We start from the raw sequence: 19,274 nt of genomic DNA, 5'->3' as shown, positions 1-19,274 counted from the left end.
GAGCAGTATGAAGCCGGCGCTCAGCAGCTCGGTGGCGGCTAGCAGTAGCGCATCGCCATTGTTCGGCTCTCCCTCAACGAGCCCATCGGCACCCTGGACGTTTTTCAAAAAAGCTGTACGCTACGCCTGGGGTCACCCCCACAGACTCTCCAGGATTGAGGACGCAGCCCGCTGATACGTGCTGGAGCAGGGCTACGTATCCTGTTTTACCGGCTTATTGATGATGCGGCCGTCCTCCATTTCGATGATGCGGTGGGTGTTGGCGGCAAACTCGGTGTCGTGCGTCACGATGAGCAAGGCTTGATGGTAGGTTTCGGCCAGCTCCTTGAAAATGTCGAACACGATTTCGCCGTTTTTCTTGTCGAGGTTGCCGGTGGGCTCGTCGCCCATGATGATGAGTGGGTCGTTAATCAGGGCCCGGGCGATGGCCACGCGCTGCTTCTGGCCGCCCGAAAGCTGGTTGGGGCTCTTGAGTGCCTCGCTTTCGATGCCCAGAATCTTAAGCTTTTCGTAGGCCCGGTGCTCAATTTCCTGACTCGATAATTTGCCCAGCTTTTCGGCAGGAAGCATTACGTTGCGCAGCACCGAAAACTCGTTGAGCAGGTAGTGAAATTGGAACACGAAGCCGATGTGCTCGTTGCGCACCTGGGCCAGATCGGCTTCGTTTTTGTCCCGCATGGGCACACCGTCAATCAGCAGCTCGCCCCCGTAGGCTGTGTCCATCGTGGAGAGGATGTAGAGCAGGGTTGATTTGCCGCAGCCCGACTTGCCCACCACGGCCGCAAACTCGCCCCGGGCCAGGGCAAACGTGAGGCCGTGCAGCACCTGCACCCGCACGGGGTCGTCGAAGTACTTGGTAATCTGGCGGGCTTCGAGCGCGGGCGTGTTCATTTTACTTGCCTCGGATAATGACGACTGGGTCAATATGGCTGGCCTTGCGGGCCGGGAAAAACCCCGCCAGGTACGTGGTAACAAGCGAGAACACTGCCCCGATGCCGTAGAATAAAGGGTTGAAGTTGACGGGGTAGGTGTGCACCGTGGGCAGCGAGGCCGGGTGAAACGGCACCCGCGCAATAAGGGCGGAGAGCCCGAACCCGCACAGCAGCCCCACCCCGCTGCCCGACAGCCCAATAGCCAGTGCCACCACCACAAACAGCCTCCGCACATCGGCCCCGGCAAACCCGATGGCTTTGAGGATGGCAATGGTGTCCATCTTCTCATAAATCATCATGTTCAGAATGTTGAAAATGCCGAAGCCTGCCACCGTCAGCAGTGTGATGCCCACGGCGTACGAGATGAGCGTGCGGATGAAAGTGCCGGTGGCAAACTCCGAATTGGCCGTCTGAATGTCAATGGTCTGCACCTCGTACAGTTTCGCGTATTCTTTCGCCAGCCGAGGCGCGAGCGTGAAATCGTGCAGTTTCACCTGAATGTCGGTGATGTAGTTGTTGGCTTCGCCGAGCAGTTTTTGGGCCGTGGCCAGGGAGGTGTAGCTCTGCACTTTATCGATGTCTAACAGTCCCGACTGGAACAGGCCGACGACCTTGAGCTGGACATGGTTGCCCTTCACGGTGGTGATTTGGACCACGTCGCCCACGCCCACCAGCATCAGGTCGGCGGCGGCTTTGCCGAGGATGATGCTGTTGGCCACGGTTTTGAGGCTGAGCGGCTTGCCCGCCACCACGTAGTCGCCGAAGGCAAAGAGCCGGTCTTCCTGCTCCACCTCTATGCCGCTGATGGTGCCGGTGAGGTTGACGGTGCCCACGTTGTAGAACACCTGCACCTGCGTTTTGGGGGCCACGCCGCGCACGCGCGGGTCGCGGCGCAGCGCGGCGATGATGGCAGGGGCGTTGCGAATGCGCGGCAACTCGTCGCTGGGCTTGATGGAGCGGATAAAATTGTGCTGCCGGCTTCCGGTGTAGCGGTCGATGGGCTGCTGCGGGGCCGGCTTCACCTCGTTGTAGAGGCGCACGTGGGGCGTGCGGTTGAGCACCAGCCCATCAAGCAGCTGGTTGAGGCCCGACATGAAGCTGAGCAGCGCAATGAACATGGTAATGCTGAACGTGACGCCGATGGCCGCCACCAGCGTTTGGCGCCAGCGGGCCAGCAGCAGCGACAGGGCCACGTCGTAGAGCAGGGGCAGTTTCATTTCGCGGGGGCTGTGAGTTCGTCGGCGGGCGAGAGGCCGGCCAGGATTTCCACCATCTGGTAGTCGCGCAGGCCGGTTTTTACGCGTGCGAGCTGGCCGGTGGCCTTCCGCACCGTGGAGTCGTCGACCAGCAGTCGGCGCGGAATGAGCAGAGCTTTGGGCTTGGTTTGCAGCACGATGTTAGCCTCGAAGCTGACAAAGGGATACAGCACCGGCGGCTGGCGCACGAAGGCCGCTTCCACCTCAAACGTGCGGCTACCGGTGTTCATCATCGGCGAAATAGTGGTGACGCGGGCCGTGAACACCTGGCCTTTGTACGCGTCCAGGGTCACCAGCACGAGCTGGCCGGGGCGGATTTTCACGATGTCGGCCTCGTCCACCTGCATTTCGAGTACAAAGTGGCGGGCGTCGCCCAGCAGGGCCAGCGGCGTTTGGGGCGTCACGGCCTCGCCCTTTTCGCGGTAAAGCTGGTAGACGATGCCGTTGATTTTGCTGCGCAGCACAAAGTCGCTGGCCTGCTTCTGGGCAATCTGAAGGTTTTTGCGGGCCTGGGCGGCGGCAAAATCGAGCTGCTGCTTCAGGTGCTGGTAGTTGAGCACGGCCGATTCGTAAGCCGTTTTGGAGCTGGCGTAGGCCAGTTCTTTTTGCTCCAGCGTCAGCTTTGTGCCGATGGACTGCTGCCAGAGCTGCCGCTGGCGGGTGAGCTGCAGCAGGTCGTTCTGCATGGTGCGGCGCTGCAGGGCGATGTGCTCGCGCGCTTCCTGCAGCTGGCTTTGGCTGGCGACTCCGGCGGCGTAGCGGGCGGCCAGGGCGGCATTTTCCTGGTTGAGCCGCTGCACGTCGCTGGCTATGGTGAGCAGTGGCGTGCCCACCCGCACCGTGTCGCCCTCGTGCACAAACACCGTCTGGATAATGCCGCCGACGCTGGCAAAGGCCTGATACTGCTGCCCGCTTTTGATGGTCCCGGCCGCGTACACCGACTCCGAAATGGCCGACCAAATGGGCTTCACCCGTTCCGTCCTGTCCCGGCAGCTGGCCAGCCCCAGCACGGCGAGCAGGAGCCAGCGCCCGGGCAGCGCGGCGAGCGGGCAAGGCATCGGAACCCAGCTGACGTTCATGTACAAACACACCGCTACCGGCCCCATTGGGGATTGGAGTTGGGCAGCAAGTTCTACCGGCGCCGCGCCCGAGAACATGAGCATAATCAACAGCGTATTCGATTATTGTCATGGGTCCCGCGCAAACCAGGGATGAAATCAGCCACGGGCCTGATTTTCCTCATAGCCTGTGCCCACGGTTTCCTTTTATTTTTGAAAAGCGGCCGTTGGGCCGCTTTGCCGCGGTGGTTTGGCGGGTGCCGGCCCCCGCTTACTGCCCTTCCTCCAATTTCAATAAAAATACCCTTGCCTGCCATGACCCGCAACACCCCGCGAACGCTGAAACTGACGGCTTATGCCGTGGTGGGGGTGGCCGCTGGCGGCGGAAGTAAGTGACCCTGCGCTTCATACCACGCCCCGCACCTGTGGGTTAACCGGCACGTTGCGTGCTGTCTGCTGTGAACGAGAACTCGCTATTGCCCCAGACCGGCCTGCTGACCCGCTTTGCCGGGCGGTTCTTCCGCGAAGCTTTTCAGCTGCCCTTCGAGTGGGGCGAACTCGTGCGCCAGTGCTTTGGGGTGGGTTACCAATCGTTGCTATTGGTGGGCATCACGGCCTTCATCATGGGGTTGGTGGTCACGATGCGGCTGCAGCCCATTATGGTGCAGTTCGGCGCCGAGTCGTGGATTCCCTCCATGGTGGGCATTACCATCATCCGCGAGATGGGGCCCCTCATTACGGGCCTGATGGTGGCCGGCAAAGTCAGCTCCAACATCGGGGCCGAGCTGGGCGCCATGCGCGTAACCGAGCAGATTGACGCCATGGAGGTCTCGGGCGCCAACCCGTTTAAGTACCTGGTGGTGACGCGGGTGGCCGCTGCCACCCTCATGGTGCCGGTGCTCTCGGTGCTGGCCGATGCGTTTAGCTTAATTGGCGCGTACCTGGGCGTCAGCCTGCACGGCGATACCTCGGTGGCGCTGTTTGTGAATGATATTCTGAACCGGCTCAACTTGAGCTACATCCTGGAAGCTCTGGTCAAAACCGTCTTTTTCGGTTTCGCCATCGGCCTGGTGGGCTGCTACAAAGGCTACAACGCCATGGAGGGCACCGAGGGCGTGGGCCGGGCCGCCAACTCCGCCGTGGTCGTGTCGTCGCTGGTCGTATTCCTGCTCGATTTGCTCACCGTACAAATCAGCACCATTCTTGGGATTAACTGATGAAGCTCATTATAAATCAAACCTGACCATAGGTCAAGACAATGAGAGCCATAGCAGACCTGTTTCGAATCGAGCGGGAGTCGGCCCGCTGGCTGCGAAAGCGTGGGCCCACAGTGGCCTTGTTTGGCCTGGGCTGGGCGCTGCCGTGGCTGGCCTGCATCGATTTGGCCGGCGATATCTGGGAGCAGGAAGGCTTTGCCCCCGACCAAAAGCTGCTGGCCTGGCTGCAGGCCCACCGCCGCCCGGCCCTCGACGAGGCGGCCGTGCTGCTGTCGCGCCTGGGCGGAACGGCGGGTATGGGTTCCTTTAGCCTCGGGCTGATTGGTGGGCTGCTGCTGGCCCGCCGCCGCTGGCAGGCCGGGCTGGTGGGCGCGGGCCTGGGCGGGGCGTGGCTGCTGCAGCTGGCCGGCAAGGCGCTGCTGCACCGCCGCCGGCCCGAGGAATGGCGCCCGCTGGTAGCAGAGCCCGCGATACCGGCCACGGTGTACTCCTTCCCGAGCGGGCACGCCATGGCAGCCGCCGCGCTGGCCGCTACCGGGGTGCTGCTGCTGTGGCCCTCGCGCTGGCGCTGGCCGGCGCTGGGGCTGGGCACGGGCTGGGCCGGCACGGTGGGCGTGGCGCGGGTGTACCTCGGGGCCCACTACCCGAGCGATGTGCTGGCGGGCTGGCTGGGCTCGGTGGGCTGGGTGGTGGGGCTGTACCTGCTGTATTTTCATCCCCGGCGGAAAGTAGCGCGACCCGCTCGGTTCGCGCTACGCTGACCGGCTGCTTTGGCTCAACTAAAAACGGCCCCGCTTCTAGCCAGAAGCGGGGCCGTTTGCTTTGCAGAAAAGGGTGAGATTACGCTCCGCCGCCGGCGCGGCGCTTCTCGTCTTCGGCGCCACCGCTGCGGCGGCGCGAGGGGGCCAGCTTGTCGTTGCCGAACCGGTAGGAGAAAGACAGGGTGGCCACGCGCGAATCGCCGCGCTGGTAGAAGCGCTCGATGTAGTTGGTGTAGGTGGACGTGGCGTGCAGTGGGCTGGTGTAGAAAATATCCGTCATGTTCAGCTTGAGGGTAGCTTTGCGGTCCCAGAGGCTTTTCTGAATGCCGGCCGTGACCTGGCCGTTGGGATTGGAGTTGAAGAACGAGGAAAGCTCGCGCGACTGGTAGCTGCCGTTGAGCTCGGCGCTCCAGCCTTTGCCGAAGGTGAAGGTGCTGTTGCTGCTGAGCGAGAAAGCGGGGCGGGCGTTTTTGGCGCCCAGGGTGGTGCCGGCCAGGGTGCCCACGTAGCGGCTGTAGTACACCACCACGTTGTTGTACACGCTCCACCATTTCACGGGCTCTAGGGGCGCGGTGAGCGTGAGGGCGAAGTAGTGCTGCGCGCTCAGGTTCTGCGACGTGGAAACCACAATGCGGCTGGTGGCATTTTCGGGCTGCACGGTGCTCACAATGGGGTTGGTGGTGCGGCTGTAGCTCAGGCCGGCGCTGTATTTCTGGCGGTAGGTGTGCGTTAGCTCAATATTATAGCTGGTTTGGGGCAGCAGGTTGGGGTTGCCGGCGCCGTAGGTGGTGGCGTCGATGTAGGAGCGGAAGGGGTTGAGCTGGCCGTAACCGGGCCGGTCGATGCGGCGGCTCAACGTCAGGTCCATTTCGTGCTTGTCGGTGAGGGTGTGCTTGATGGCCGCGCTCGGAAACAGCTGGTAGTAGTTGCGGCTGAAGCCCGACGCCACGCCCACTTGCTCCACATCCTGCTTGCCCTCGGCATTGGTTTGCTCGGCACGCAGGCCGGCTTGCAGCGTCCACTTGGGCAGGGTGTGGTTGAAGTTGACGTAGGCCGCGTTGATGTTCTCGTCGTAGCGGAAGCGGTTCGAGCGGTTCGGGTCGCGCACCAGGGTGTTGAGGTCGCGCTGTTGGGTGGTGGGGTCCAGGAAGGGGATGCTGAACACCACGTCGTTGTCGGAATGAACCCAGCTCACCTTGCCGCCCAGCTCCATTTTGGTTTGCTTGCTAAGTGGGTGGGTGTAATCGGCCTTGACCGACTGAATGGTGAGGCTGCCCTGCTGGTCGCCGTTGAGCCGGTCGAACCGCTCGGCGCGCACCCGGTCAAAGTAGGTGTTGAGGTACTGCAGGCGCCGAGTGTCGTAGTGGGCGTAGTCGGCGTCGGCGGTCAGCTCGCGCTTGCCCAGGCTATCGACGAAGGTGTGCTTGAGGTTGAGGTTGCCGGCATAGTTGGGGAAGCTGGCGTCGCGGTCATTGGTGGAGTTGTAGCTCCGGATGAGCTGGCCTTGGGCATCGCGCGGGTCGGTGAAGTTGGTGCCCGCCTGCACGGCCTTCACCTGCAAGCCGTTTGCCACCGCCCCCAGCACGGTGCGCTCGGAGAGGTTGTAGTCGATGCCCGCTTTCCAGCTGTGCGACTCGCTGTGGCCTTTGCTGAAGTTGTCCTGGTCGGTGCTGCCGATGAAGGCTTTGCCGGTTTCAGTTGGGCTAAAAAAGTCCCGGTGAATGGTGAGCGCGCCGAAGTTTTCGCGGTTGGCGTAGGTGTAGGAGCCGAAGGTGTTGGTCTTGAGGGCGCGGTGGTTCAAGGAGACGCCGGTGGTGAATTTGCCGTAGCGGCCCTGGCCGTAGCTGGCGTTGGCGGTGCCGTTGGTGCCCACGCGCTGGTCCTTTTTCAGGTTGATGGCGATGATGCCGGCGCCGCCCTGGGCGTCGTACTTGGCCGGCGGGTTCGTTATCAGCTCAATGCTTTTGAGCTGGTCGGCGGGCAGGGCGCGCAGGTAGTCGGCCAGTTCCGAGCCGGTCATGGGCTGGCGCTTGCCGTCGATGAGCACCAGCACGCCCTGGCGGCCGCGCAAGCCAATGTTGTCGTTGCCATCCACGGTCACGCCCGGAGAGCGGGCCAGCACGTCCAGCGAGGTATTGCCGGCGGCCAGGGTGCTGCCTTCCACGTTCACCACCGTACGGTCGGCCTGGCGCTCGAATAGCGGCTTCTTGCCCACTACCGTCACCTCCTTGAGGGCCGTGGCCGCGCTTTCCTTCATGGTCAGCGTTGGTATCGTAATGTCTTCGGTGCCCGACACCGTTATCAGCGTCCAGGTGCGCACAAAGCCCACCTGCGCCGCCGAAACCAGGTAGCTGCCAGCCGGAGCCTGCTCAAAATGAAAAACGCCTTTGTTGTCGCTGAACTCCGATTTTACCACGGTCGAGTCGGCGGCGCGGTGCAGCGTGACGGTGGCAAACTCAATGGCCGCCCCCGCGGCGGTGGCGACCTTGCCCGTCAGGCCGCTGCTCTGCTGGGCGTGGCCCGGGCCGGCCTGAGCCATTGCCACCGCCAGCACCAAGCCCGCACGAAGCCAGCCCACTAGCTTCCGGTGCGCAGCGCCCGCGCGGGGCACGGAAACCGAAGCGGTGGTTGAAGGGATGGATGCTTGGCTTGCCGGCTCTGGCATCGGGCCACTTGGGGCTGCTGGGTAAAGGGTGTTGTCCATTTTTGTGCAGAAAAAGAGTCGTTTACAATACCTAATGCCAAGCGGCATGCCGATTTTGTTAGATATTGTAAAACAGGAGGTTAGGGTGTGTAATGGCAGTAATAAGGGCTGGATTTTCGTCCGAAATCGGACAACTGTTCGAAATCGTACTGACCGTCGAGCTCGTCCGAAAGCAGCCAGGAGAAAGTCGCACGATGCCGGCGAGTGGTTGCGGGGAAGATGAATTTTGCCGACAGCGGGGCCCGTATGCTGGACTGTAGCAGTACTGCCAGCTCAACTCAAATCGGCTGGAAACGCCGAAAGCCCCGGCCGGAATCGAGTTGATTCCGGCCGGGGCTTTCTATTGTTTTAGCTCAAGCGCTTAGCTCAGGCTGCGCAGTATCTGGTTATTTCGCGGCCAGTTTAAAGGAGACTTCCTGTACGTCGCGCGAGTTGCCGCCGACGAATACTTTGAAGTCGCCGGGCTCAGCCACAAACTTCAGGTCGTTGTTGTAAAACTTGAGGTCGTTGGGTGCCAGGCGGAAGGTGAGGGTTTTGCTCTCGCCTTTTTTCAGCATCACTTTTTGGAAGCCTTTCAGCTCCTTCACGGGCCGGCTGATGGAGCCCACCACGTCGCGGAGGTAAAGTTGAGCCACTTCCTCGCCGTCGTAGTTGCCGGTGTTCTGCACCGTTACCTTCACTTCCAGCGTTTCGGTAGGGGAGAGGGTGGTTTTGCTGAGCGTGGGCTTGCCGTAGCTGAAGGTGGTGTAGCTCAGGCCGTAGCCGAAGGGATAGAGCGGCTCGTTGCTCACGTCCAGGTAGCGCGACTTGTACTTGTCGAGCTTCTCGCCGCCAAAGGGCCGGCCGGTGTTCTTGTGGTTGTAGTAGAGCGGCACCTGGCCCACCACCTGCGGGAACGTAGCCGTGATTTTGCCGCTGGGGTTGTAGGCGCCAAACAGCACATCGGCAATGGCGTGGCCGGCCTGGGTACCGGCAAACCACGTTTCGAGGATGGCGTCGGCGTTCTGGTTTTCCCAGGGCAGGGTCATCGGGCGGCCGTTCATGAGCACCAGTACCATGGGCTTGCCGGTTGCTTTCAGGGCCTTGAGCAGGGCCAGCTGCTGGCCGGGCAGGCCGATGTCGGAGCGGCTGGCGGCTTCGCCGGTCATGCCCTGCGACTCGCCCACCACGGCTACCACTACGTCGGCGGCCTGCGCTACTTGCACCGCTTCCCGAATCATCTCTTCCGAGGAGCGTTTATCAAGCTCCAAATCTCCACCATGGGCGTTAAGGCGCTCCAGCATCTGGGCATCGTCAGCGATGTTGGCGCCCTTGGCGTAGGTGATTTTCAGGCTGGGTGCGGCGGCGCGCAGGCCTTGTTCTACCGATACGGCCTGTTTCCAGTCGCCGGCGCCGCTCCAGTTGCCGATGACGTCGCGCTGGCGGTTGGCCAGCGGGCCGATGAGGGCGATGCTGCCGGTCTTTTTCAGGGGCAGGGTGCTGCGCTCATTTTTCAGGAGCACCATGCTTTTGCGGGCAATGTCGCGGGCAGCGGCGATGAATTCGGGCTTCACCAGGGTGCTGGTGGCGCGCTGCGCGCTCACGTTGCGGTAAGGGTCCTGAAACAGGCCCAGCTTGTACTTCGCTTCCAAAATGCGGCGGCAGGCGGCATCCAACTGAGCCTTGCTCACGGCGCCGGATTTGATGTTATCGGCCACGTTTTTCAGGTAAATCTCGCCAACCATGTCCTGGTCGATGCCCGCGTTCAAGGCCAGCGCCGACACCTGGGCGGCGTTGCCCATGCCGTGCTCCATCATTTCATTGATGGCCGTGTAGTCCGTCACCACAAAGCCCTTGAAGCCCCACTGCTTGCGCAGCAAATCGGTCATGAGCCACTTGTTGCCGGTGGCGGGCGTGCCGTTCACGTCGTTGAAGGACGACATCACCGAGCCCACGCCGGCGTCGACGGCAGCTTTGTAGGGCGGCAGGTACTCGTTGTACATGCGCTGCAGGCTCATGTCGGTGGTGTTGTAGTCGCGGCCGGCCTCGGCGGCGCCGTAGAGCGCAAAATGCTTCAGGCAGGCCATCACGGTGTTGTCCTTGGTCAGGTCGTTGCCGGGGCCCTGGTAGCCGCGCACCATGGCGCGGGCTATGCGGGAGCCGAGGTAGGGGTCTTCGCCGGCGCCTTCGGCAATGCGGCCCCAGCGGGCGTCGCGGGCAATGTCGACCATGGGCGAAAACACCCAGTCGAGGCCGTCGGCGGTAGATTCTTCGGCTGCGATGCGGGCGCTTTGCTCCACGGCAGCCATATCCCAGCTAGCAGCTAGCCCCAGCGGAATCGGGAAAATGGTGCGGTGCCCGTGAATGACGTCGTAGCCAAACATGAGCGGAATGTGGAGCCGCGACTCCTTCAGCGCCATCTCCTGCAGCTTGCGGATGGCCACCGGCGTGAAGGTGTTGAACACCCCGCCCACCAATCCCTTGCGGATGTTGGCGTCCACGTCCTTGCTCACTACCGGCCCGGTCACATCAAAGCCCACGGACACGAGGTTGAGCTGTCCGATTTTCTCGTCCTGCGTCATTTTGCCCATAAGCCCGTCGATGAATTGCTTCATCTTTTGGTCTGCGGTTGGTGCGGCAGCGGGCTTCTTCTGGGCCTGGGCGGCGGGGCTGGCTAGTAGCGCCAGGGCAAGGGCAGCAAGGGGAATTCGTTTCATGCGGTGTGAAAGAAAGTGTTGATTTGAACGGTGTAGAGACGCGACACTTCGCGTCTCCTCGTTGCTGATGTTGTTATAGGTTGTGCAGTTATTGTCGTTCAACGCCGAGACGCGAACCGCAGGTCGGCGTAGCCAAGTGTCGCGTCTCTACATTGTTCGGCCTGCTACTTCGCCAGGGTCACCGGCGTTCGGGTCGAAACCCCGTTTTCGTTGATGGCTTCAATGGAGAAATAATACGGCCGGTCTTTGTCCATGCCTTTGAAGTAGTAGTCATTGGCGCCGTGCACCATGATGCAGCTGTAGAGCTTGTCGGGGGCCAGGCCGGTGTAGATGTTGTAGGCGTAGGCCTTGTCGTTGGGAGCCCACCGTAGCCAGGCGCTGCGCTTGTCTTTCTCGGTTCGCAGCACCACAAAGCCTTTCACGGGCGCGGGCTTGGCGCCGCTACCCAGGCCAAATACCCGCAGGCCGCTGATGGCGAATTTGCCTGTGGGCATGTGCACGTTTTCGAGCTTGAGGAAGCGGGTTTTTACCGGTGCAGGTAGCTCAATATAGTCGTGCGGCACGTCGGTTTTATTCCGGCTTTTGTCGACCAATACCTTCCACATTTTGCCGTCCAGCGAGCTGTAGAGCTTGTATTGGTGGTAGACACCTGTTGATTTGCCCAGGAAGGTGGCGTCCTGGTCGGCGTAGTTTATCTGGACGGCGCGAACGGTGCTCACGCTGCCCAGGTCGGTCTGGATGTACTCGCCGGGGTTGGCCGTGGCGGCGCTCCAGTAGGTTTTGATGCTTTCGTCGACGGCGTAGTTGGGCAGGTAGCCGCCCAGCGTGCTCGACACCTGTACCGGGCGCAGGTAGTTGAGCAGCATCCAGCCCGTAAACTGGGGCTGCAGGTGGTCGGCCGGGCCGTTGGGCAGGTATTGCGGGTAGTCGCCGAAGGTGGTATTGGCGTAGAGCGTGCCGTCGGCGTCGAAGCCGGCGGGCCACAGGCCCAGGCGCCGCTCAAAGTTGTTTTTCACGTTGATGACCGTCGTGGAGACGTGCCACCAGTTGTCCCAGGCATCCTGAAAGGTGTTGCCGTGGCCGGCGCCCCGCACAAAGCCGCCGGGCTTGTAGGCAAACGGGTTGTGGGGCTGCGGCGTGAACGGCCCCAGCGGGTGGTCGGCCACCTGCACGCCATCGGCGTAGCCGCTGAATTCGGTGCCGGGCGCGCCGTATTGGAGATAGTATTTGCCGTTGTGCTTGGTCATCCAGGCGCCTTCCATAAACGGGTCGAGGAAGGTGTTGTCGAGGTATTCGCCGAAGCGCTGCCAGCCAAACTGCTTGTCATTGAGCCCAAACATGACCTTGGGCTCCCCGATGGGCTGGAAGGTTTTGCGGCTGATTTGCTGGCCGTAGAGTGGGAATTCGTTGCTGCTGCCCCAGTAGAGGTAGAGCTTGCCATCGGTGTCGAGGAAAAAGTCGGGGTCCCAGGCCCCAACCTGGAAGTTGTGCACTGCTTCCTTCCAGTCGTCGACTTTGGGATTGGTGCTCATCCAGATGGGGAAATTCTTCTCGTGCGTCGAGCCGTACACCAAAAGTGTATCGCCGAGCACGAACACGGCCGGGGCGCATAAGTCGTCATACACCTTGTGCTCCGGGCGCAGGAAGTGGCGGGGAGTGAACTTCCAATGGTTCAAATCGTGGCTCCACCAGTAGCCCCACTGGTTGGTCGAGAACAGGTAATAGTCGCCCTTGTAGCGGGTGATAACCGGGTCGGCAGTAGCGCGGTGCCGGCCGGCGGTGGCAAACTCTGGGATGGGCGTGTAACCGTAATCCAGGTTGAGCGGGTTGCAGTAGGTGCGGCGGGTGGGCGTGGGGGTGTTGGGCTGCGCCTGAGTGGCGAAGCTGAGAAGCGTGCAGAGACTGAAGAAGCTGAGGATTCGGAGCATGTAAGGAAATTCGTCTATCATCCTCATCTGTCATCCTGAGCTTAGCGAAGGAACTTATCACACCCGCGCCGGCTGAATTACTGCAAGCCGTTCATCGGCGATAAGTTCCTTCGCTGCGCTCAGGATGACAGACGTTATTTGGTGTTTATTCTGGCGTTATCGGGGTTTACTTCTTAATCATCGGGCTCTCAAACCCCAGCTTGGTCAGCCCGCGCTGCACGTCGGGCGAGCTCATGAAGAGCTTCCAGAGCAGGCCCGAGCGGTAGTTCTCAATCATGCCCACGATGGGGCCCTGGTCGATGGCCAGGTAGGACTTGGCGTACCAGTTGTGCTGCTGACTGAAGCCGTCCACGAAGCCGTACTCGCCCCAGATGTTGTCGCCCAGGTCATTGTAAAAGTGCTTCAGCGCGCGCATGGAATGCTCGGGCGTGTAGGGAAAGGCCGAAAGCGCGGCGGTGGGCGAAATCACACCCAGGTCCTCCTTGGGATTGTGGGCGGCGTAGCCCTGGTAGCTGTCGGAAGCGGTGAGGCCCCAGGTGTTGGGGCCGTAGCCCTTGTATTTCTTGGGATTGTCGACGCAGTAGGCGTAGTTGATGAGCGTGTGGTTCTGGTTTTGCTGCCAGTAGTCGGCGTATTGGTCCTTCAGGCCGTGGGGATTCAGGCCGAGGAAGGAGTAGTGCGTGAAGAACAACGGCCCGCCCATGTCCGGGCCCAACGGCAGCTTGATGCCGTAGTATTCCTTGCCATTCTTAAACTCCGGCCCGGTGGCCCAACCCTGGTCGTAAACGGGCTTGTCGATGGCGTATTTGGGCGAGGACGCGGCCAGCACGTAGGTAATCAGGCACTCGTTCCAGCCGTGGATCTGGTGGTTCATGCTCCAGCCGTTGTTGGGGCTCCAGTGCCAGTAGAGCACGTTTTGGCCGCCCTGGGTGTGCCAGTTCCACTCCACATTTTCCCACATCCAGAGAATGTGGTTGCGCAAGTCGCGCTCCACCGGTGTTTCGGCGGTGAAGTACTGGCGGGCGCAAATCAGGCCTTCCATCAGAAACGAGGTTTCCACGATGTCGCCGCCGTCGTCCTTGGCCCCGAACTTGATAACCTTGCCGGTGGCGCCGTTCATCCAGTGCGGAAATACCCCATGAAAGGCGTCGGCTTTTTCCAGGAAGCGCACCATTTTGTAGATGCGCGTGGCGGCTTGTTCGCGCGTTATCCACTTGCGGTCGGCCGCTACCACGATGGCCATGATGCCAAAGCCGGTGCCGCCGGTGGTCACCACCTCGTTGCCGTAGTCGTAGGCCACGTTGCTGCGCTCGCGCGCCATGCCCGATACCGGGTGCCCGAAATCCCAGAAATACCGGAACGTCTGCTTCTGCACCAGGTCCAGCAGCTGGTCGTCGGTGAGGTTGCGCGGGCGCTGGCGCGGGTCAAACTTGGCCGTGGGCGCGGCTTTTTTCGGTGCGGGCTTCGGCTGGGCTTGCAGGAAGCCGGGCAGCAGAAGCAGCAGGTACAGGAGGAGTTTTGTGTTCATAGGTCAATATTCAAATGCAATGAAATTGAACGTCATGCTGAGCTTGCCGAAGTATCCGCCGCGCCACCTGTCATGCTGAGGCACGAAGCATCTTACCACGTTCGAACCAGTCGTTCCTTGGTGATAAGATGCTTCGTGCCTCAGCATGACAAGCGTGAGGTAGAGATGCTTCGGCAAGCTCAGCATGACGTTCTTCTCATCTTAGCAAAGCTGCAAACGCTAGTACCCCGGGTTCTGCGTGAGCTGGCCGCCGCTCAGGTCAATCTGGGGCTGGGGAATGGGGAACAGCTCATTCTTGCCTTTCACAAACGTCTTGCCTTGGGCAGCGAAAATTGGCACAATGCGGCCCGGCTGCACGCTTTCCTGGCGCACGAGGTCGAAGAACCGGTCGTGCTCCAGGGCCAGCTCAACCCGGCGTTCCTGCCAGATGTTGGCCAGGGTGGCGGCTTTGGGGCCGAGGCCGGCCCGGGCGCGCACGGCGGTGAGGTCGGTGGTGGCCGCGGCGGTGTTGCCTATCTGCACAGCGGCTTCGGCGTTGATGAGCAGGATTTCGGCGTAGCGCAGCACCCGGATGTTCTTGGGCAGGAAGTCGTTGTTGCCGCAGTTGGGCTCCTTGGTGCGGCTGTGGTAGGCCTTGTAGCTGTAGCGGAAGTTCTCCACCGAGTCCTTGCTCGGGATGCGGAAGCCGTCCCAGAGCACCGTGCCGGTAGAGCGCTGGCCGGCCGGGGCGGTGGGCTGAATGAAGATGATGCTGCCGGCTCGGCGCACGTCGCCAGGCTCGTAGGCATCGGCCAGCTGCTGGGTGGGGTTGTTGAAGCCGAAGCCCAAGTCAGCCCAACCGCCTTTGCCGCCGGAGCGCGGGCCCTGGCTCACGCTGTACAGCTCCACCGCCGAGTTGTTGCAGGCCGAGTTGATGCCGGCTTGCACTTCAAAGATGGATTCGGAGCTGTTGGCGCCCACCGTACGCCAGATGTCGGCGTAGGTGGGGTAGAGGGCATAGGCGCCCGACTTGCCCGTGATAATTTCGTTGGTCAGGTCGTAGGCTTTCTGGTAGTTTTTCTGGTAGAGGTACACCTTGGCCAGCATGCCCTGGGCCGCGGCCTTGGTGGCCCGGCCGGTTTCGGTAGCACCCTTGAGGGGCAGGTTGGCCGCCGCAAACTCCAGGTCGCTGATGATAAGGGCGTAGATGTCGGCCGCCGTGGCCCGCTTCTGCAGGTCCGGGTTGTTGATTTCGGACGTGGCCGGCACTTTATCCAGCTTGGGCACGCCGCCAAACAGGCGCACCAGGTTGAAGTAGAAGTAGCCGCGCAGGAAGCGTACCTCTCCGAGTAGCCGGTTTTTCACCACATCGGCGGCGGGGCTGAGCGGGATTTTGTCGAGGGCTTGGTTGGCGCGCGAAATGCCCTGGTAGTAGCCGTTCCAAGCGTTGTTGATGGTGCCGTTGGACGACGTCAGCGTGAAGTTGTCAATCGTTAGGGCGTCGTTGTAATCGCTCGGCGTGCTGCCTTTGTCGGCATCATCAGAAGCAATGTCGGTGAGGATGACGAACTGCAGGCCGTGAATGTCGGGGCCGAAGCCGCCGAGGTACATGGCGTTGTACACGCCGTCTACCAGCTTTTGGGCGGCGCCGGGGTCCGTGCGGATGGCGTCTTCGCTGAGCTGGCCCTGCGGGGCCACGTCGAGAAAGTCTTTGCAACCGCTGACGAGGGCCAGCGACAAGGCCAGTGCGGCCGTGCCGGCACGGCGGGTAAAGGCGTAAGAAAAGGTTTTCATCAGCTTACGTTATTTAAAGTTGACATTCAGCCCCAGCGTAACGGTGCGGCTCGTGGGATAGGTGTTGGCTTCGATGCCCGAATCCAGGGGGCCGCCGGCCAGCTCCGGCGTAAAGCCCGTGTACTTGGTGGCCGTAAACACGTTTTGGGCCGCGGCAAACACCCGAACCGAGGCCAGGTGGGCGCGCTCCAGCGTAGCGGCGGGTACCGTGAAGCCCAGCACCAGGTTGGTAAGGCGTAGGTAGGAGCCCGACTCCAGGAAGTACGTGGAGTTGGGCATGCCGCTGTTCAGGGCGCTGGGGTTGGTGGTGGAGTGGTTAGCAGCCGTCCACCGGTCGTTAGCGAAGCTGGCTTCGATGTTGTCGGTGCTGGTGGTGCGCAGCTGCTTTTTGGCGTTGTACACCTTGTTGTTCAGGTTGCCCGAAAACACGAAGGAGAAGTCCACGTTCCGGAAATTCAGCCCACCGTTGATGCCGTAGTACACCGGCGGCTGGTAGGAGCCGAAGTAGCGGCGGTCCTTGTTGTCAACGATGCCGTCGCCGTTGGTGTCGGCATACTTCAGGTCGCCCACTTTGGGGTTGAAGGTCGATTTGGGTCCGTTGGTAATTTCGTCGGCACTCTGGTACACGCCAATGGCGTCGAGCAGGAAGAAGCTGCCGGCGGCCACGCCGTTGTCGGACTTGGTTACCAGGTTGGTGCCACCAAACAGGGCCTGGCCACCGTTGAGGTTCGCAATGCGGTTTTTGTTGAAGGTCACGTTGGCGCCGAGGTTATAGGTCCAGTCGGTGCTGGTGCCGATGGCGGCGCGCCAGTTCAGGGCCGCTTCCACGCCGCGGTTGGTGATGTCGGCTGCGTTGGTGATGTACTGGTTTTCGGGGTCGCCGAAGATGGCCGGAATGTTCACCGGAATCAGGGCGTTGGTGGTGCGCTTGTCGTAGTACGTCAGCTCACCGGTCAGGCGGTTCTCCAGGAAGCCAAACTCCACGGCGGCGTCGTACTCCGTAGTGGTTTCCCAGCGCACGTTGCGGTCTTTAATCTGCTTGATGGCGGCGCCGAGCACCGGCTGGCCGTTGAACACATACGGGATGTTGGAGTCGGCCGTCAGGATGTAAGTGTCGGCCGGAATCTGGTCGTTGCCGAGCTGGCCATAGCTGGCGCGCAGCTTCAGGTAGCTCAACGTCTTGTTGTCGCGCAGGAAGTCTTCTTCCGACACAATCCAGCCCAAGCCCAATGAAGGGAAGAAGCCGTAGCGGCGGTCGCTGTTGAACTTCGACGTGCCGTCGTAGCGCAGGTTGGTAGTGAGCAGGTAGCGGTTGTTGTAGGCGTAGTTGATGCGGCCCAACAGCGAGAGGCGGCGGTCTTTGGCCGTGGTAGCGTCGTTCACCGCCGTGTTGGGGTCGCCGGTGTTCAGGTACCACTGGCTGGGGTCGGCGGGCACGTTTTTGCGGGCGCCCGAAAACTGGGCGCGCAGGCCTTCTTCGGCCACGGTGCCGGCCAGCAGCGTCAGGTTGTGCTTCTCGTTGAAGGTACGCTGGTAAGTGGCCGTGTTTTCCCACAGGTAGCGGTAGTTATTCACCTGCGTCACAGCCAGGTTGCTGCGGTCGTTGCGCTGGTTGCCGCCGCTGGTGATAAAGGTCTTGGCATCGTTGGCGTACTGGTAGTCGTACACGCGGCGGTTGTCGGCGTTCAAATCCACGTTGATGGCCGAGCGCAAGGTCAGGCCCTCAATGGGCCGCACATCGAGGCCGATGTTGCCCTGCAAGCGGTTTTCGAGCGACTTGTTGTCGTTTTTCTCAATGTCCAGCACGGGGTTGCCCACGTTGCCAAAAGCGGCCGTATTGCCGTACAGGCCATTTACTTTGGCCGGAATGATGGGCGCCGCGCGGTAGGCGTTGTTGTAGGCCGTGCCGATGTTCACGTCGCGGGTGTCGGCGTGGCTGAAGGAGGCCTGCGAGCTAATCGTGACCTTGTCCGACAGCATAAACGAGGTGTTCGAGCGCACCGTCAGGCGCGAGAACTTGTTGTTGATGACCGTGCCATCGTCCTGCAGGAGGTTGCCCGAGAAGTAGTACTTCACGTTTTCGGTGGCGCCCGATACGGCCAGGTTGTGGTTTTGGTAGGTGCCCCGGCGCAGGATTTCGTCGTACCAGTTGGTGCTGCCCGAATAGGCCGGAATCACGGTGGCGGGGGAGGTGTCTTTCAAGTAGTTCACGTACTGGCCCGCGTCAGCCATCTCTACCAGGTGGGCTGCTGTCTTGAAACCAGCCGTGCCGCTGTAGCTGAGTACCGGCTTGCCCAACGCACCCTTTTTAGTGGTCACGATAATCACGCCGTTGGCACCCCGCACGCCGTAGATGGCGGCGGCCGAAGCGTCCTTCAGCACGTCAATCGAGGCAATGTCGGCGTTGCTCAGGTTGCGGATGTCGGTGGTTTGCACCCCGTCCACCACGTAGAGCGGCTCGGCGCCGCCCAGCAGCGTGCCCGTACCCCGGATACGCACCTTGGGCTGCGAGTTCGGCGTGCCGTCGCTGATGATTTGCACGCCGGCAATCTTACCCTGCAGGGCCTGGGTCGGCGTTTGCACGGGCTGGTTCACAATTTCGGTACCGTCTACGCGAGCCACGGCCCCCGTCAGGTCCTGGCGGCGCTGCGAGCCGTAGCCCACTACCACCACTTCGCTCAGCGCCTTGGCGTCGGGCACCAGCGCGATGTTGATGGTGGTTTGGGTGCCTACCACCACTTCCTGTGAGGTATAGCCCACGAAGGAGAAAACCAGCGTGCTGTTTTCGGGCACGGAGAGCGTGAACTTGCCGTCCATATCCGTCTGGGTGCCGTTGGAGCCGCCTTTGATGACGACGTTGACGCCGGGCAGGCCCGCGCCTTTTTCGTCAACCACCCGGCCGGTCACGGTAGCATCGGCGGGCGCGGCGGGAGCCGTAAGGGGCGCCGCCGGCCGCAGGATAATGCCGTCGTTGACGAGCTTGTAGTTGATTTGGAGTGGTTCAAGCAGTTGGCTGAGCACCTGGGCCAGGGGCTGGCTCACGGCATTAACCGATACGCGGCGGCTGGCGCCGATGAGCTGCCGGCTGTACTGAAAGCGCACGTTGGCCTGCGTTTCCAGCTTGCTGAGCACGGTGGCCATGCGTTCATCGTTGGCCTGCAGCGTAACGAGGTGCTCCAGTACGGGCTGGGCCGCGGAGGCAAAGGCCGGCGAGATGCTCGAAAGCAGGCCCAATAGCAGGCCCAATAGCAGGCCCGAGAGCAGTGCCAGGCGCTTGAGGCCGGGCAAGAGGGGTGGGAATTGTAGTCGAGTGGTCATAAGAAAAATGGTGAGTTGGTTCGGGAATCATTTGCTGCCCGCGGCCTTCAAAAAGGGGAGTGCACAACTGGTGGGGCAGTTGTGCGGCCTGGGCAGGCTCCGG

The 19,274-nt window shown here is 61.7% G+C and carries 11 protein-coding genes; 2 read left to right on the top strand and 9 right to left on the bottom strand.

All coding sequences use genetic code 11. From position 1 onward, the window contains the following. Positions 1–192: 192 nt before the first annotated feature. From LJ738_RS14940 to LJ738_RS14930, 3 genes are read right to left on the bottom strand one after another with little or no spacing between them, the layout of a single operon-like run. Positions 193–891 (bottom strand): ABC transporter ATP-binding protein, encoded by a 699-nt coding sequence (locus LJ738_RS14940; RefSeq protein ID WP_227787198.1) that lies wholly within the window; start codon positions 889–891, stop codon positions 193–195. Position 892: 1 nt separating this feature from the next. Then, positions 893–2,149, bottom strand: coding sequence for an ABC transporter permease (locus LJ738_RS14935; protein WP_227787197.1), 1,257 nt, complete (start codon positions 2,147–2,149; stop codon positions 893–895). Beyond that, positions 2,146–3,246: an efflux RND transporter periplasmic adaptor subunit gene (locus tag LJ738_RS14930; protein ID WP_227787196.1), complete on the bottom strand. Its 1,101-nt coding sequence runs from the start codon at positions 3,244–3,246 to the stop codon at positions 2,146–2,148. Before LJ738_RS14930 ends, LJ738_RS14935 begins: the two co-directional genes overlap by 4 nt. 446 nt (positions 3,247–3,692) lie before the next feature. On the opposite strand from LJ738_RS14930, the gene LJ738_RS14925 reads away from it, so the two are divergent. Both LJ738_RS14925 and LJ738_RS14920 read left to right on the top strand, forming a co-directional pair. Further along, entirely contained in the window at positions 3,693–4,463 is a 771-nt protein-coding gene (locus LJ738_RS14925; RefSeq protein ID WP_227787195.1) for an MlaE family ABC transporter permease, read from the top strand. 41 nt (positions 4,464–4,504) lie between these two features. Further along, positions 4,505–5,224 carry a phosphatase PAP2 family protein gene (locus LJ738_RS14920; protein ID WP_227787194.1) on the top strand — a complete coding sequence of 240 codons (720 nt, stop codon included), beginning with the start codon at positions 4,505–4,507 and terminating at the stop codon, positions 5,222–5,224. A gap of 79 nt (positions 5,225–5,303) precedes the next feature. Here the strand turns inward: LJ738_RS14920 and LJ738_RS14915 are convergent, their stop codons facing one another. The 6 genes from LJ738_RS14915 to LJ738_RS14890 form a co-directional block, all read right to left on the bottom strand. After that, positions 5,304–7,928: an outer membrane beta-barrel protein gene (locus LJ738_RS14915; protein WP_227787193.1), complete on the bottom strand. Its 2,625-nt coding sequence runs from the start codon at positions 7,926–7,928 to the stop codon at positions 5,304–5,306. Positions 7,929–8,314: 386 nt separating this feature from the next. Then, positions 8,315–10,624 carry a beta-glucosidase BglX gene (gene bglX, locus LJ738_RS14910; protein WP_227787192.1) on the bottom strand — a complete coding sequence of 770 codons (2,310 nt, stop codon included), beginning with the start codon at positions 10,622–10,624 and terminating at the stop codon, positions 8,315–8,317. A 164-nt stretch (positions 10,625–10,788) separates the two neighbouring features. After that, positions 10,789–12,552 carry a family 43 glycosylhydrolase gene (locus tag LJ738_RS14905; protein ID WP_227787191.1) on the bottom strand — a complete coding sequence of 588 codons (1,764 nt, stop codon included), beginning with the start codon at positions 12,550–12,552 and terminating at the stop codon, positions 10,789–10,791. A 166-nt stretch (positions 12,553–12,718) separates the two neighbouring features. Continuing rightward, positions 12,719–14,080 carry a glucoamylase family protein gene (locus tag LJ738_RS14900; protein WP_227787190.1) on the bottom strand — a complete coding sequence of 454 codons (1,362 nt, stop codon included), beginning with the start codon at positions 14,078–14,080 and terminating at the stop codon, positions 12,719–12,721. A gap of 219 nt (positions 14,081–14,299) precedes the next feature. Continuing rightward, positions 14,300–15,853, bottom strand: coding sequence for a RagB/SusD family nutrient uptake outer membrane protein (locus LJ738_RS14895; protein ID WP_227787189.1), 1,554 nt, complete (start codon positions 15,851–15,853; stop codon positions 14,300–14,302). A gap of 9 nt (positions 15,854–15,862) precedes the next feature. Then, complete coding sequence (locus LJ738_RS14890; RefSeq protein ID WP_227787188.1) at positions 15,863–19,171, bottom strand: TonB-dependent receptor; 3,309 nt, start codon at positions 19,169–19,171, stop codon at positions 15,863–15,865. Positions 19,172–19,274 lie beyond the last annotated feature (103 nt).

It is taken from the genome of Hymenobacter plasmatis, assembly GCF_020711255.1.
Taxonomy (GTDB): Bacteria; Bacteroidota; Bacteroidia; order Cytophagales; family Hymenobacteraceae; genus Hymenobacter.
Note: the sequence above shows the minus strand (reverse complement) of the source record. Positions and strands in the feature narration are given on the sequence as shown.